This is a genomic window from Paracoccus sp. DMF-8 (assembly GCF_029309835.1).
GTDB lineage: Bacteria > Pseudomonadota > Alphaproteobacteria > Rhodobacterales > Rhodobacteraceae > Paracoccus.
In genome coordinates this window covers 98073-113312 of record NZ_JARJHL010000017.1, presented here as the reverse complement: position 1 = coordinate 113312, position 15240 = coordinate 98073, and the positions used below count along the sequence as shown (strand labels likewise).

The window sequence follows — 15240 nt, the reverse complement described above, 5'->3', positions numbered from 1 at the left end:
TGCGAAAGGCCGAAACCTGCGGATTTCCGAATGCGCCGCCCAGACCGGGCTGCGCGCTGCGCTATTCCGCACAGATCGGCCTGACCCGGCGGGAAATCACCGGGGTTCTGATCCGGATGCCGGTTTTCCCGCCGCGCCGAACGGGCCTGCGGCAGCCGGTGCGGCGCTTGACCGAAGGCGGCTATGTCGGCGGGCTGACCGGATTGCCGCCCGCGTCGACCTCATCCGTCCAGACCTTGAAATCCAGCAGCTTGTGCTGGCCGAAGCTGGACATCAGCGCGACATCCACCGCATCGCGCCCGATGCCGACGATGATCCGGCCGATGCGGGGGCTGTTGTTGCGCGGATCGAAGGTCCACCAGCGGCCCGACAGCCAGACCTGCATCCAGGCCGCGAAATCCATCGGGGCGGGGTCGGGCGGAATGCCGATATCGCCCAGATAGCCGTTGACGTAGCGCGCCGGGATGTTCAGTGCCCGGCACAGCGCAATCGCCAGATGGGCAAAGTCGCGGCAGACGCCTTTTTGCTGCTGCCATGCGCCATGGGCGGTGCGGGTCGCATCCGCATCGCCATAGTTGAAACGGATATGGTTGTGGACGTAATCGACCACCGCCTGCACCCGCCCCCATCCGGGCGGCAGCGTGCCGAACTGCTGCCATGCGAAATCCCCCAGCAGATCGGATTCGCAAAATCGCGACGGCATCAGAAAGACCAGCACGTCATCGGGCAGGCTTTCGATGGGATCCTCGCCTGCTCCGGGCAGGGTCGGATCGCTGTCCCCGCTGTCGGAAATCACCGCATCGCTGGTCAGGGTAAAGACGCCGCCGGGGCTGGTCATGCGCGTGCACAGATTGCCAAAGGCGTCGATGTAATGGCTTTGCGCCACGACCGGCAGGGTCGCGACGTTTTCCGCGCCGCGCAGGTCCATGCGCCGTTCCGGGCGCGCCGCCATCTGCGTCACCAGCGGCAGCGGCCCGGAGGATTCGATGCTGATGCGATAGCCGTAGCGGATCAGCATCAGGCGACGGTGACCTGCAACGTGATTTCGGCGTTCAGGACGCGCGACACCGGGCAGCCTGCCTTGGCCTCTTCGGCCAGCGCCCTGATCCGGTCGGCATCGCCATCGCCGCTGATTTCGGTCGCCAGATGCGCCTTGGTGATCGAAAATCCGCCACCGTCGCGATCCAGCGTGATGGTCGAGGTGCTGCGGATATCGACCCCGGTGATCCCGGCATCGCCAAGCGCCTTGGACAGCGCCATCGAAAAACACGAGGCATGGGCCGCGCCGATCAGTTCCTCGGGGTTGGTGCCGGGCTTGTCCTCGAACCGCGTGGCAAAGCCATAGGGCTGGTCCGTCAGCGCGCCCGACCCGGTCGAGACCGTGCCCTTGCCGTCCTTCAGTGCGCCTTGCCAATGCGCCGAGCCTGTCTTGGTGATCATCGTCATACCCTTTCGGTTCGCCTGCGTTCGGATTAGAAACGCCGAAACCTCGGCCATGGGTCCGCGTCCCTGGCATTTTCCTGTCAGGGTTCCCGAAATGCCCATTTACGAGCTTGCCGCCCTTGGCGCCGCCTTTTGCTGGTCGGTGACGGGCATCATTTCCAAGGATGCCGCCGAAGCATTGGGGCCCTTCGGCTTTGCCCGGCTGCGCGAATTCCTGGTGGCGCTGATGCTGCTGGCGCTGGTGCTGGCGACGGGGCGGCTGCAGCCTGTCGCGGCGCATGATTTCGCGCTGCTGGCGCTGTCGGGGATCATCGGCATCTTTGTCGGCGACACCATCCTGTATGTCGCGCTGGTCCGCATCGGGCCGCGCCGCAATGGCGCGCTGTTTTCGCTGAACGCCCCGATGGCCGCCGTTCTGGGCTGGGCCGTTCTGGGCGAAGAACTGTCCTGGATGTCGATCCTTGGCATCGGTCTGGCCAGCGCCGGGGTGGGCATCGCGGTCATGGGTCGTGCCGGTCGGTCGGGCAGCCACCGGTTCGAAGCGATCAGGGGGCCGGTCTGGGTCGGTATCCTGTGCGGCGTCATCGCGGCGCTTGGGCAGGCGCTTGGCTCGCTGATCGCGCGGCCGGTGATGGCCGGCGGCTTTGACCCCTATGTCGCCTCGCTGATCCGGGTCGCGGTCGCCACGGCCTGCCTGAGCGCGCTGATGGCCCTGCCGATACCGGCCTTCAGGACGCAGGGGCGGCTGACGCCACGCCTGCTGGGCGTGGTCAGCCTGTCGGGGTTCGTCGCGATGGTCGTGGGCATGACGCTGCTGATGTTTGCCTTGCAGGGCGGCAAGGTCGGGATCGTGTCCACCCTGTCATCGCTGTCGCCGGTGCTGATCCTGCCGGTGCTGTGGATGGTGACGGGGGTGCGGCCCTCGGTCACGTCATGGATCGGGGCCATGCTGGCGGTCGCGGGCACCGCGCTGATTTTCTGGTGAGTTCACGCGCTTGTCGGCTGCGGTGCGGCAGAGTGCGATGCAGATCAAACAATGATTCATTGTGCAGGGGGCGGTGCGGGGCGGCGTTTTTGCCGCCCTGCAACCCTCAGCCCCTGATCGCGGCGCGGGCGGCAACGATCTGGATGGCGGCCTGCGCGGCCTCGCGGCCCTTGGTCACGAAATGCGTGCGATAGATCGCGTTATGGTGGTCGGTTTCCTGATAGTGATGCGGGGTCAGCGACACCGACAGGACGGGCACGCCGCTGTCCAGCCCGGCGCGCATCAGCCCGTCCACCACGGCCTGCGCCACGAAATCATGGCGATAGATGCCGCCATCGACGACCAGCGCCGCGCAGGCGACGGCCGCGTAGCGCCCGGTCAGCGCCAGATCGCGCGCCATCAGCGGCATTTCGAATGCGCCGGGCACGTCAAAGACATCGACCTGATCGGCGGGGATGATCTGGCAAAAACCGTCCAGCGCCTGGCTGGTGATGTCGGAATGCCAGTTCGCCTTGATGAAGGCATAGCGGGTGTGTGTCATCCGGGTCTCCTTGGTTCAACGACACGTCACCCAAGGCGATCACATGCAGGGACCCGCCGGGATGGGCGGGGTCGCACGCTCTCTTTCTTCCGGACTGTGACCGTCGGCCCGGGAATCGCACCCGATCTGCTGACCCCCCACCCGGCATTGTGCATGGCAGGGGCGCTCGCGGGCTTGCATCGCTGCTTACCGCCGGTGGGGAATTCCGCCCCGCCCTGAGAACGGGGGATTGGTGCCAGCCCGCGCGCCGGGATGCAAGCCCTACAACAGCCGTTCGGCCTCTTGAATGGCGAAGCGGTCGGTCATGCCTGCGACATAATCAAGGACGATTCGCGCGCGCTGCGTTTCATCCCCGGCCTGTTCGGCGGCAAGAAACCATGTTTCGGGCATTTTCGACGGATCGCTGAGGAACAGCGGAAACAGCCCGTTCAGCATTTCCGTGACGCGCTTGCGTTCGACCACCACCGAAGGGGCGCGATACATGCGCTGGAACAGGAAACGCTTGATCGCCTTGAGGTTCTGATACAGCGGCTTGGAAAAGCGGATGATCGGGCCGTCCATGTCGCGGATATCCTGCACGCTTTGCGGTTGCAGGCCGGTCAGGCGGTTCTGCGCGACGGCGATCACATCCTCGACCATGACGCCAAAGACCCGGCGCAGCGCCTCGTGACGGCGGCGCATCAGGTCAAGGCCGGGATGCAGGCGGTCGACCTCGGCAAAGGCATCGCCGACGACGGGCAGCCCGGCCAGATCTTCCTCGGTGAACAGGCCCGCGCGCAAGCCGTCATGCAGGTCGTGGTGGTTATAGGCCACGTCATCGGCGACGGCGGCGACCTGCGCCTCGGCGCTGGCATTGGTGTGCAGTTCCAGATCCCATTCGGCATTCACATCGGCCAGCGCATAGGGCAGGGGGCCGGTGACAGGGCCACCCGTCGGGCCTGTCCCGACAATCGGACCATTATGTTTGGCGATGCCTTCCAGACTTTCCCATGTCAGGTTCAGCCCGTCGAAATCGGCGTAATGGCGTTCCAGCCGCGTCACGATCCGCAGCGCCTGCGCGTTATGGTCAAACCCGCCATAGGGTTCCATCAGCGCGGCCAGCGCGTCCTCGCCGGTATGCCCGAACGGGGGGTGCCCCAGATCATGCGCCAGCGCCACGGTTTCGGCCAGATCGGTGTTCAGGCCAAGCGTGCCCGCGATGGTGCGCGCGACCTGCGCGACCTCGATCGTATGGGTCAGGCGGGTGCGGTAGTAATCGCCGCGATAGCCTTCGTTATGTTCGACGAAAACCTGCGTCTTGTGCTTCAGCCGCCGGAACGCGCTGGAGTGGATGATGCGGTCGCGATCCCGCTGCCACGGGCTGCGAAAGGTCGACATCCGTTCGGGCCAGCGGCGTCCGCGGCTTTCGGTTGGCTGGCATGCGTAGGGCGCGGACATGACATTCCTTGCGATAGGTCCATGCGCAGCCTATATTCCGGTTTCAACGACGGAAACCGGAACGCCCCATGAACGTGGCTTTGAACCTGCCCCCGAAGGTCACCGAACGCGCATTCGAGCGCCTGGCCGAAATCAACAGCGCCGGCCCCGCCAAGCCCCTGCGCGTGGCGGTCCTGGGCGGCGGATGCTCGGGTTTTCAATATGATATCCGGCTGGACGACCGCGCCGATGACGATCTGGTCATCGAAAACGCGGGTCAGCAGGTGGTCGTGGACCCGGTGTCCCTGCCGTTTCTGACCGGCGCGGTGATCGACTTTGCCGATGAACTGATCGGGGCAAGGTTCACCATCGAAAACCCGAATGCCTCGTCTTCCTGCGGCTGCGGCACGTCGTTTTCGATCTGATGTTCATCGAAATCGCGATTATTCTGGTCCTGACCCTGGTCAACGGCGTGTTGGCGATGGCGGAACTGGCGATGGTTTCCTCGCGCCCCGTGCGGCTGGCGGCGATGGCGGAAAAGGGCAGCCATGGCGCGCGTCTTGCCATGGAACTGCGCGAACAGCCCGGCGAATTCCTGTCGGCCGTGCAGATCGGCATCACGCTGGTCGGCATCCTGAACGGCGCCTTTTCGGGCGCGACGCTTGGCCTGCGCGCCTCGGCCGCCTTTGCCGAAATGGGCGTCTCGCCCGCCGTTGCCGCGCCCTTGGGCGTCGGGATCGTGGTCGCGGCGATCACCTATCTGTCGCTGGTCGCGGGCGAACTGGTCCCGAAACAGATCGCGCTGGCCCGCCCCGAGGCGGTATCCGCGCTGCTTGCCCCCATGCTGCGGCTGATCGCCAAGGTCGCGACGCCGCTGGTCTGGCTGCTGGACACCTCGACCAAGCTGGTGCTGGGCCTGCTGCGCATCAACCCAAGCGATGACGCCGACATCACCGACGAAGACGTGCGCATGACCATCGCCGAGGCGACCCGCGCCGGCGTCATCCTGCCCGATGAACACGGCATGATCGCGGGCGTGATGCGCGTCGCCGACCGCAGCGCGCGCGGCATGATGACGCCCCGCCGCGATGTCGAAACCGTCGATCTGGCCGACCCGCGCGAGGTGGTTCTGGAAAAGGCGCGCCGCGCGCGGACATCCCGCATCCCGGTCAGCGACGGGGCGAATGACAATATTCTGGGCGTCGTGGCGATCCGTGATCTGGTCGGCGCCGAAGATACCCCGATCCGCGACCTGCTGCGCGATGCGCCCATGGTTCTGGATACCGCGAAAGCCATGTCCGTGGTCGAGGTCATCCGCCGCACCCCCGAACGCATGGTTCTGGTCTATGACGAGCTGGGCCATTTTCAGGGCGTCATCAATACGATGGACATTCTGGAAGCCATCGCAGGCGATTTCGACGATGGCGAGGATGACCCTGATTTCGTCCGCCGCGCCGATGGCAGCTGGCTGGTCGCAGGCGCCGAAAGCGCCGATGAATTCGCCAGCGAAACCGGTTTCGACCTGCCCGAGGGTGACTATGAAACCGTCGCCGGTCTCGTCCTGCACATCCTCGGCCAGATCCCCCGCACCGGCGATACCTTCGACTATCAGGGCTGGGCGTTCGAGATCGCCGATATGGACGGCATGCGCATCGACCGCGTGATCGTGGCGGCACCGAAGAAGGGTGAGGAGTAGCCGCGTCATGATCTGGCCGGATCGGGCCGATGGCGGAATTCAGGGGCGAACCTGTCAGGCGCGGTTCAGGTGATCCACGACAAAATCGGCCCGCCCCTGCAGGTCCGTCATGGGTAGCGCGATGGTCTGATATCCAAGGCGCGCATAGGTTTCCGCCATGATCTTTGCGGTGGCCGCCGCTTCTTGCCGATCCTGTTTGCGTTCGGCGTCCTGCGAAAATATCTCTGGCCAGTAAGGGGCGATGAAAACCTGCCTGTTATACCGATACAGCTTTGCCGCAGCTTCGAGATGCGCGGGAACAGGCAAGCCGCACAGCCTGAGGTAGCCGATGCCATCGGGTATGCCCCGATCCATGAGAACATGCCCCTTCAGCGCGGCGGCCTCATGCCAGGACCGCAGGTCGCAGCCCAGCATGAGTTCGGCAAACATGGCTTTGTCGGCCCAAGGTAAGAACGGACCGCCGATGCGAACCTGATCCTGAATGATCGCCCGACCGGATTCGGGCATGCTGTGAAGCCCCCGGCTGGCCAGTTCGCTGATCAAACTGGTCTTGCCGGAACCGGGACCACCGGTCACGACGAACAAATGGTCAGACATGGGCCATCCTTGCATGGTGTCTATCGGGGGATGTGCAGATGGCCCGCAAGCCGCAGTCGGGGCGCATCATTGCGCGGAACGGATGATAGCGACAGAGCCGATAATTCGCAATTGTCCCGACAATGCCTGTTCATGGGATGCGCGGCGCAGGGGGGCGCGCGGAATCTCACTTTCCAACCGCCCCCGCAATCCGCCTGATACCTTCCTCGATCAGATCCGCTGAAATCGACGACCATGCCAGCCGGTAATGGCTGCGCCCGTCCTCGGGTGTGGCGAAGAAGGGGCGGCCGGGTTCGATCAGGACGCTTTGGTCGCGCAGGGCCGTGCCGGTTTCGGTCATGTCGGTGCCGGGCGGGGCCTGCAGCCACAGGCTGGAACCGCCGGTGTCGCGGTTTGAGGCCAGCGACAGCCCTGTATCGCCAATCGTGCGTAACATCACCGCGCGGCGTTCGGCATAGGCGCGGCGCATGCGGTTCAGTTGCGCGTCGTAATGGCCAAGCGACAGGAAATGAAACAGCGTGCGCTGCAACATGCCGGGCGGGTGGCGCAGGGTCAGGCCGCGCAGGGCGCGCGCCTCGTGGATAAAACCCGGATCGGCGACGATATAGCCAAGCCGCAGCCCCGGAAACACCGATTTGGAAAACGAGCCGATATAGATCACCGCCTCCGCCTGATCCATGCCCTTGAGCGCCGGGGATGGCGCGCCTGCAAATGACATCTCGAATTCGTAGTCATCCTCGACGATGGCGAAACCCTGATCCAGCGCGCGCGCCAGCAGGGCGTGGCGGCGGGGCAGGGGCATGGTCGTGCCGGTCGGGCATTGGTGGCTGGCGGTGGTGAAAACCGCCGTGGTGCCGGGCGGGATGGCCGTGACGGGCAGGCCCTGGGCGTCGACGGACAGGGGCAGGATTTCGGCGCGGGTATGGGACAGGATTTCGCGCAGGCCGGGATAGCAGGGATCCTCGATGGCGGCGCGGCCGCCGCGGGCCAGCAGGATTTCCGCGACCAGCCACAGCGCATTCTGCGCGCCAAGCGTCAGCACAATCTGGTCGGGTTCGGCGCGGATGCCGCGCCGGGGCAGGATGTGGCGGGCCAGATAGTCCAGCAGTTCCGGGTCGTCGTGGTCATAAAGGTCGCCGGTCAGCGCGGCGAATTCGCGGCGGCCAAGCGCGCGCACGGCGCAGTCGCGCCAGGCGTTGTGATCGACCAGTTCGGGGTCGGCCTGCCCATAGACAAAGGGAAAGCGAAAGCGCCGCCAATCCTGCACCCGGTCGCGCCGTTGCAGCCGCGTGAAACGCAGGTCAAGACGCGGGGACCAGTCGAAGGCCGCCCCCTGCGGGGCTGCGGGGGCATCGGGCAGGGGCGTGATCTCATCCGCGATGAAATGGCCCGAGCGGCCCTTGCTGGTCAGGTATTCCGTGGCGACCAGTTCCGCAAAAGCCTGCGTCACCGTCACCCGCGCCACCCCCAGATGCCGGGCGAGGCGGCGGCTGGACGGCAGCCTTTCGCCCGCGCGGAACCGGCCTTGCAGCACGCCCGCGATGATCTGGCGGCGCAGCTGCACCTGCAAGGGCGCGGGCGATGCGCGGTCGAGGAAAAAGTTTTCGGCGGGAATGGTCGCAGGGATGGTCATGGTCTGGCCGCGAATGATGTCGCGGCCAGAAAGAGCAATGCCGGGCCGGGGGTCAATCCCCCGCCCCGGCGACATTCAGGCGAAAACGCGGGTCAGGGCGCCGTCGATGGCATCGGTGATCGCGTCGATATCGCTGGCCGTGGCGATCAGGGCGGGCGACAGGCACAGCGTGTTGTTCAGCCCCGGCAGGCTGCGGTTGGTCGCGCCGATCAGCACGCCGTTCGCGGCGCAATCGGCCACCACGGCCTGCACGCGCTTTTCATCCATCGGCTCCTTGGTGGTGCGATCCGCGACCAGTTCGGCGCCGCAGAACAGCCCCTTGCCGCGCACATCGCCGATCACCGCATGGCGTTCCATCAGCGCGTTCAGGTTGCCCATCAGCCGCTCGCCCATCAGGGTGGTGTTTTCCAGCAGGTTTTCGTCTTCGATGATGCGCATGTTTTCGATCGCCGCGACCGGCCCCGAGGTGCAGCCGCCAAAGGTCGAGATGTCGCGGAAATAGCCCATCGGGTCGCTGGCATCGTCCTTGAACATCTCGAACACGCGCTCCGAGGTGACGGTGCAGGAAATCGCCGCATAGCCCGAGGCGACGCCCTTGGCCATGGTCACGAAATCGGGCTGGATGCCGTATTGCTGATAGCCGAACCATGTGCCGGTGCGGCCCAGACCGCAGACGACCTCGTCGATATGCAGCAGGATGCCGTATCTGCGGCAGATCTCTTGCACACGCTGCCAGTAGCCTTCGGGGGGCGTGATGACGCCGCCGCCTGCGGTCACCGGCTCCAGCACGATGGCGCCGACGGTATCGGGACCTTCGCGCAGGATGACCTCTTCAATCGCGTCGGCGGCGCGGATGCCGTAGTTTTCGACATCCCATTGCTTGCGGTATTCAAGGCAATGCGGGACCATGACGAAACCGTCGGGATAGGGGCCGTATTGTTCGGCGCGCTGGACCTGACCGCTGGTCGCCAGCGTGCCGATGGTGGTGCCGTGATAGTCGCGTTCGCGATACAGGATCTTCCATTTCCGGCCGCCGTGATGGCGCGCGGCGATCTGGCGGACCATCTTGTAGGCCTTTTCATTCGCCTCCGAGCCCGAGTTGGAATAATAGACGCGGGTCAACCCCGGCATTTTCCCGATCAGCTTTTCGGCAAAGATCGCGCCCGGAACCGTGCCCGCCGCGCCCGCGAAATAGTTCAGCTTGATCAGCTGATCGCGCACCGCATTGGCGATGGATTCGCGGCCGTAGCCCACGTTGACGGTCCAGACGCCGCCCGACAGCGCGTCCAGATATTCGCGGCCCGTGGCATCCCACAGCCGCAGCCCCTTGCCCTCGACATAGACGCGCGGGTCGACCTGTTCGTATTGCTTGTGCTGGGACAGGTGGTGCCAGACATGGGCGCGGTCGGCAGCGACGACGCCGTCAAGGTCGTTGGGGGACAGATCAAGGGTCATGGCGCTTCTCCTGCGGCTCGGACGGGGATGATCTTGTTGATGCGCCTTTCCCGCGGCTGGCGATAGGTCCAGATTGTGGCGTTCGGTGGGGCCAGAAATCTTCCGTAACGTCAGTCGCGGCGGATGGTCGCGGGCGGGGCGCTTCATTTTTGCTGCGTTGCAGTATAGACTTGCCTGTAAGGAAAGCAGTCTGCCTACAGGTAAAGCTTATGAATGTTCAAAATAATATCGGACTGACAGACGGCGAAAGGCAACCGGCAGTGCAGATCGCGGCGGACGATGATGCAGGTGCAGCACCGGCGGCGGCCGTGGCGCGGCTGAATCAGAACCCCCATAAACTTGCCGAACCGCGCGAGATGAATCTGGAAATGGCCATCGGCCGGCAGGTGCGCGAATTGCGCAAGCGCCGCCGCATGACCGGCGCCGAACTGGCAAAGCAGACCGGGCTGTCGGTGGGGATGCTGTCCAAGGTGGAAAACGGGCTGATCTCGCCTTCGCTGACGAGCTTGCAGGCGCTGTCGAACGCGCTGAACGTGCCGCTGGTCCAGCTTCTGCAAGCCTATGAGGAACCGCGCGAGGCGATGCATGTCAAGGCGGGCGATGCGGCGCGGGTCGAACGGGCCGGGACGCGCGCGGGCCAGCATTATCACCTGCTGGGCCATCTGGGGGCCAATGACACGGGCGTGGTGATGGAACCCTATCTGATCGTTCTGGACAGCGAAAGCGACCGCTTTCCGACCTTTCAGCATGACGGGGTCGAATTGCTGTATATGCTGCAAGGCTGCGTCGATTACCGCCACGGCGACCGGACCTATCGGCTGGAGCCGGGCGACAGCCTGCTGTTCGACGCCGACAGCCCCCACGGCCCCGAGAATCTGTTGCAACTGCCAGCCCGATTCCTTTCGGTGATCTGCTACCCGCAGGCCGTCTGAACCGTTTCCAACCCGGATCCAGCGAAACCGGCACCCTAGGGCGCCGGTTTCTGTCATTTGGGCAGGTCTGCTGAAATCATTTGCAGAATGCGGCTTTTCCGGGCCAATATTTTCTTGGAAAGAAAAAATGATGCACGCCACGAAATTTATCTTGGCATGCAAAAAATTTTCCTCATAGTTAAACACATGCGGCAACGCCGATTCTGAACGGAGACGACTATGTGTGGCATCGTTGGCCTTTTCCCGAAAAAGGAAGACCTGCGCCCGCAACTGGGCAACCTGCTGACTGACATGCTCATCACCATGACCGACCGGGGGCCGGACAGCGCCGGTATCGCGATCTATGGGGATGAGACCGATGGGCTGAAGATGACCATTCAGTCCGGACACCCTGACGACACGTTTCCCAGGGGCTGGACAATGAACTGGCGCATCTGCTGGAAGCGCCGGTCACCATGCGCCGGATCGACACCCACGCCGTCCTGACCCTGCCCGAAGGTTCGGAAAAGACGGTCGAGGCCTTCATGGCCGAACGCGGCATCCGCGTCATGGGCTATGGCGCCTCGATGGAGATCTTCAAGGAGGTCGGCCTGCCCAAGGATGTGGCGGCGCGTTTCGGCATCCGCGACATGGGCGGCAGCCACGGCATCGGCCATACCCGCATGGCCACCGAAAGCGCGGTGACGACGCTTGGCGCGCACCCGTTTTCGACCGGCGACGACCAGTGCCTGGTGCATAACGGCTCGCTCTCGAACCACAACCAGATGCGCCGCGTGCTGACGCTGAAAGGTTTCCCGACCAAGACCCAGAACGACACCGAGGTCGCGGCCTGCTATATCTCCTCTCGCCTTGCCGAAGGGGCCAATCTGGGCCAGGCGCTGGAAGGCACGCTGGACGATCTGGACGGGTTCTTTACCGCTGTCGTCGGCACGAAAAACGGCTTTGGCGTCGTCCGCGACCCGATCGCCTGCAAGCCGGCGGTCATGGCCAAAACCGACGATTATGTGGCATTCGGTTCGGAATACCGCGCCTTTGCCAACCTGCCGGGCATCGACAGCGCCCGTGTTCGGGAACCCGAACCCGCCGCCGTTTACTTCTGGGAGCGCCGGAGATGCAGACCATCGGCCATGGCATCGACCGAATTGCGCGAACTTAATCAGGCCCTGCAGGGGCAAAAGGACGCGACCAACCAGACGAACTGGGTCACCGAAAACCCGCGCGGCGCCCATGCGGTCGCCGTCGGGCTGGATGCGCTCATCGAGGTGACCGTCAACGGTTCGACCGGCTATCACTGCGCCGGGATGAACAAGCAGGCAACCGTCAAGGTGACCGGCCTCGGCCGGGCCGGGCGTTGCGTGAGGCCGATGATGTCGGGCACCGTCATCATCGAAGGCGACGCCAGCCAATATGCGGGAGCGACGGGCCACGGCGGGCTGCCGGTGATCAAGGGCAATGCCAGTTCGCGCTGCGGGATTTCGACGAAGGGCATCGACATCGTGCTGGTGCGCGATAAGCGTACCGGCCATGGCGTCGGCCTTCATGGCGCAATCGGGCAATCTGGTCGTTCTGGGCGATGCCGGTGACGCGCTTGGCGACAGCCTGTATGAAGCCCGCCTGTTCGTGCGCGGTTCCGTCAAGTCGCTTGGCGCCGATTGCGTCGAAAAGGACATGCGCCCCGAACATATCGAAATCCTGACCGACCTGCTGAACCGCGCCGGGGCCGATGCGAAACCCGAAGAGTTCAAACGCCATGGTTCGGCGCGTCAGCTTTACAACTTCCACGTCGATCATGCAGGTGCCTACTGATGAGGGACGACATGTCAAACACCCCGCAAACCCTGCCGCAGAACAGCGCGACCTATACGCCTGAAATCAGCGCGGAAATCCGTCGTGCCGCCGATACCGGCATCTAGGGCATCCGTGGCGGCGGCGCAAAGCGCAAGGTGCCGCATTTCGACGACCTGCTGTCTCTGGGCGCCTCGATCAGCCGCTACCCGCTGGAAGGCTATCGCGAGAAATGCGACACCTCGGTCGTGCTGGGCACGCGCTTCGCGAAAAAGCCGATCGAGCTGAAGATCCCCGTGACCATCGCGGGCATGAGCTTCGGCGCGCTGTCCGGCCCCGCGAAAGAGGCGCTTGGCCGTGGCGCGACACTGGCCGGCACCTCGACCACCACCGGCGACGGCGGCATGACGAATGAGGAACGCGGCCATTCGGAAAAGCTGGTCTATCAATACCTGCCGTCGCGCTACGGCATGAACCCCGACGACCTGCGCCGCGCCGACGCGATCGAGGTCGTGGTCGGTCAGGGCGCCAAGCCCGGCGGCGGCGGTATGCTGCTGGGCCAGAAGATCACCGAACGCGTCGCCCGGATGCGCAACCTGCCCATCGGCATCGACCAGCGTTCCGCCTGTCGCCACCCCGACTGGACCGGCCCGGACGACCTGGAAATCAAGATCCTGGAGACTGCCGCGAGATCACCAACTGGGAAAAGCCGATCTATATCAAGATCGGCGGCGCCCGGCCCTATTACGACACCGCGCTGGCGGTCAAGGCCGGGCGCGGACGTGGTGGTTCTGGACGGCATGCAGGGCGGCACCGCCGCGACGCAGGACGTGTTCATCGAGCACGTCGGGCAGCCGACGCTGGCCTGTATTCGTCCCGCCGTGAAGGCGCTGCAGGATCTGGGCATGCATCGCAAGGTGCAACTGGTCGTGTCGGGCGGCATCCGCTCGGGCGCCGATGTGGCCAAGGCGCTGGCGCTTGGCGCCGATGCTGTCGCCATCGGCACCGCGGCGCTGATCGCGCTTGGCGAGAACGACCCGAAATGGGCCGCCGAATACGACACGCTGGGCACCACGGCCGACGCCTATGACGACTGGCACGAGGGCAAGGACCCGGCCGGCATCACCACCCAGGATCCCGAGCTGATGAAGCGCTTCGACCCGATCGAGGGCGCGCGCAAGCTGCGCAACTTCCTGGCGGTGATGACGCTGGAATGCCAGACCATCGCCCGCGCCTGCGGCAAGAGCCATGTCCACAACCTGGAGCCCGAGGATCTGTGCTCGCTGACGCTGGAGGCGGCCGCGATGGCGGGCGTTCCGCTGGCTGGCACGAGCTGGATCCCTGGTCAGGGCGGCTTCTGATCAAGACCAGAAGGGCGGGCCACGCGAGCCCGCCCCGGCTTTATCCGTATTCAACAGGGACCAAATCAATGACCGATCTTGCCGAATTCGCCCGGGAAAAAGGCGTCAAGTATTTCATGGTGTCCTACACCGACCTGGGTGGGGCGCAGCGCGCCAAGCTGGTGCCGGCCTATACGATCAACAACGTCGTCAAGGGCGGCGCCGGCTTTGCGGGCTTCGCGGGCGGGTTCGTCCTGACCCCCGCGCATCCCGACATGCTGGGCGTGCCGGACCCGACGACCGTCATCCAGCTGCCCTGGAAGCCCGAGGTGGCCTGGGTCGCGGCCAACCCCGCGATGTACGACAGCCCGCTGCCGCAGGCGCCGCGCAACGTGCTGCGCAACGTGATCGCCGATGCCGAAAAGGAAGGCCTGCGCATCAAGACCGGGGTCGAGCCCGAGTTCTTCTTTCTGTCGCCCTGCGGCGGTCAGATCGCCGATACCCGCGACGTGGGCTCCAAGCCCTGCTACGACCAGCAGGCGATCATGCGCCGCTATGACGTGATCTCGGAAGTCAGCGACTACATGATCGACTTGGGCTGGGAGCCCTATCAGAGCGACCACGAGGACGCCAACGGCCAGTTCGAGATGAACTGGAAATACGACGACGCGCTGGCGACCGCCGACAAGCTGGCCTTCTTCAAGTTCATGCTGAAATCGGTCGCCGAGAAGCACGGGCTGCGCGTGACCTTCATGCCCAAGCCGTTCCTGGAGCTGACCGGCTCGGGCATGCATGCCCATATCTCGGGCTGGAGCCTCGACGGCGAGACCAACGCCTTCTACGACGGCAATGACGAGCTGGGCCTGTCCGAAGTCGGCCACCACTTCCTGGGTGGCATCATGAAGCACGCCTCGTCGCTGGCGGCGATCACCAACCCGACGATCAACAGCTACAAGCGCATCAACGCGCCGCGCACCTCGTCGGGCGCGACCTGGGCGCCGAACTCGGTCACCTGGTCGGGCGACAACCGCACCCACCTGGTCCGCGTCCCCGGCAAGGGCCGGATCGAACTGCGCCTGCCGGACGGGGCCTCGAACCCCTACCTGCTGCAAGCCGTCATCATGGCCGCCGGGATCGACGGGGTCCGCAACAAATGCGACCCCGGCAAGCGCCTGGACATCGACATGTATGCCGACGGCCACACCGATCAACGACGCGCCCAAGCTGCCGCTGAACCTGCTGGACGCGCATGCGCGCCTTCGATGCCGACGCCGACCTGAAGGCGGCGCTGGGCGACTGAATTCTCGTCAGGCTTACGTCGAGATGAAGACTCAGGAATGGAATGCCTACTCGTCGCATCTGACCCGGTGGGAACGCGACACCACGCTGGATATCTGACAGACCAAGGACCGACCCG

At 64.8% G+C, this 15240-nt stretch carries 12 protein-coding genes, 3 pseudogenes and 1 riboswitch; of the genes and pseudogenes, 8 read left to right on the top strand and 7 right to left on the bottom strand.

The features are described 5' to 3' along the window. Positions 1-181: 181 nt before the first annotated feature. Together PE067_RS18495 and PE067_RS18490 are read right to left on the bottom strand one after the other, a co-directional pair. Positions 182-1018 carry a transglutaminase family protein gene (locus PE067_RS18495; RefSeq protein WP_276191169.1) on the bottom strand — a complete coding sequence of 279 codons (837 nt, stop codon included), beginning with the start codon at positions 1016-1018 and terminating at the stop codon, positions 182-184. Next, a complete protein-coding gene (locus PE067_RS18490) occupies positions 1018-1440 on the bottom strand; it encodes an OsmC family protein (protein ID WP_276191167.1) in 423 nt (140 codons plus the stop codon). The genes PE067_RS18495 and PE067_RS18490 overlap by 1 nt, the downstream gene beginning before the upstream one ends. Before the next feature lie 97 nt (positions 1441-1537). Here PE067_RS18490 and PE067_RS18485 point away from each other — a divergent pair, with 97 nt between their 5' ends. Continuing rightward, the gene (locus PE067_RS18485) at positions 1538-2428 is read left to right on the top strand and encodes a DMT family transporter (protein WP_276191166.1); all 891 of its coding nucleotides are present in this window, start codon (positions 1538-1540) and stop codon (positions 2426-2428) included. A gap of 106 nt (positions 2429-2534) precedes the next feature. On the opposite strand, the gene PE067_RS18480 is transcribed toward PE067_RS18485, so the two are convergent. Both PE067_RS18480 and PE067_RS18475 read right to left on the bottom strand, forming a co-directional pair. After that, the gene (locus tag PE067_RS18480; RefSeq protein WP_276191165.1) at positions 2535-2969 is read right to left on the bottom strand and encodes a 6,7-dimethyl-8-ribityllumazine synthase; all 435 of its coding nucleotides are present in this window, start codon (positions 2967-2969) and stop codon (positions 2535-2537) included. A 73-nt stretch (positions 2970-3042) separates the two neighbouring features. Continuing rightward, positions 3043-3196: riboswitch (FMN riboswitch) on the bottom strand. Positions 3197-3230: 34 nt separating this feature from the next. Beyond that, positions 3231-4406 carry a deoxyguanosinetriphosphate triphosphohydrolase gene (locus PE067_RS18475; protein WP_276191163.1) on the bottom strand — a complete coding sequence of 392 codons (1176 nt, stop codon included), beginning with the start codon at positions 4404-4406 and terminating at the stop codon, positions 3231-3233. A gap of 68 nt (positions 4407-4474) precedes the next feature. Between PE067_RS18475 and PE067_RS18470 the strand changes: the two genes are divergently transcribed. Together PE067_RS18470 and PE067_RS18465 are read left to right on the top strand one after the other, a co-directional pair. After that, positions 4475-4810 (top strand): iron-sulfur cluster assembly accessory protein, encoded by a 336-nt coding sequence (locus PE067_RS18470; RefSeq protein ID WP_276191162.1) that lies wholly within the window; start codon positions 4475-4477, stop codon positions 4808-4810. Continuing rightward, the gene (locus tag PE067_RS18465; protein WP_276191161.1) at positions 4810-6081 is read left to right on the top strand and encodes a hemolysin family protein; all 1272 of its coding nucleotides are present in this window, start codon (positions 4810-4812) and stop codon (positions 6079-6081) included. The genes PE067_RS18470 and PE067_RS18465 overlap by 1 nt, the downstream gene beginning before the upstream one ends. A gap of 54 nt (positions 6082-6135) precedes the next feature. Here the strand turns inward: PE067_RS18465 and PE067_RS18460 are convergent, their stop codons facing one another. The 3 genes from PE067_RS18460 to tpa form a co-directional block, all read right to left on the bottom strand. Further along, positions 6136-6678 (bottom strand): AAA family ATPase, encoded by a 543-nt coding sequence (locus PE067_RS18460; RefSeq protein WP_276191160.1) that lies wholly within the window; start codon positions 6676-6678, stop codon positions 6136-6138. A 166-nt stretch (positions 6679-6844) separates the two neighbouring features. Next, positions 6845-8311 (bottom strand): PLP-dependent aminotransferase family protein, encoded by a 1467-nt coding sequence (locus tag PE067_RS18455; RefSeq protein WP_276191159.1) that lies wholly within the window; start codon positions 8309-8311, stop codon positions 6845-6847. Between the two features lie 75 nt (positions 8312-8386). Beyond that, positions 8387-9766 (bottom strand): hypotaurine--pyruvate aminotransferase Tpa, encoded by a 1380-nt coding sequence (tpa, locus tag PE067_RS18450; RefSeq protein WP_276191158.1) that lies wholly within the window; start codon positions 9764-9766, stop codon positions 8387-8389. Positions 9767-10122: 356 nt separating this feature from the next. On the opposite strand from tpa, the gene PE067_RS18445 reads away from it, so the two are divergent. The 5 genes and pseudogenes from PE067_RS18445 (at position 10123) to glnT (ending at position 15221) form a co-directional block, all read left to right on the top strand. Then, positions 10123-10698, top strand: coding sequence for an XRE family transcriptional regulator (locus PE067_RS18445; protein ID WP_276191598.1), 576 nt, complete (start codon positions 10123-10125; stop codon positions 10696-10698). 219 nt (positions 10699-10917) lie between these two features. Then, positions 10918-11804, top strand: a pseudogene (locus PE067_RS18440) (glutamine amidotransferase family protein); the annotation flags it as partial. A 21-nt stretch (positions 11805-11825) separates the two neighbouring features. Continuing rightward, positions 11826-12504: pseudogene (locus PE067_RS18435) on the top strand (protein GlxC). A gap of 137 nt (positions 12505-12641) precedes the next feature. After that, entirely contained in the window at positions 12642-13844 is a 1203-nt protein-coding gene (locus PE067_RS18430) for an FMN-binding glutamate synthase family protein (RefSeq protein WP_276191157.1), read from the top strand. Positions 13845-13912: 68 nt separating this feature from the next. Beyond that, a pseudogene (gene glnT, locus PE067_RS18425) lies at positions 13913-15221 on the top strand (type III glutamate--ammonia ligase). Positions 15222-15240 lie beyond the last annotated feature (19 nt).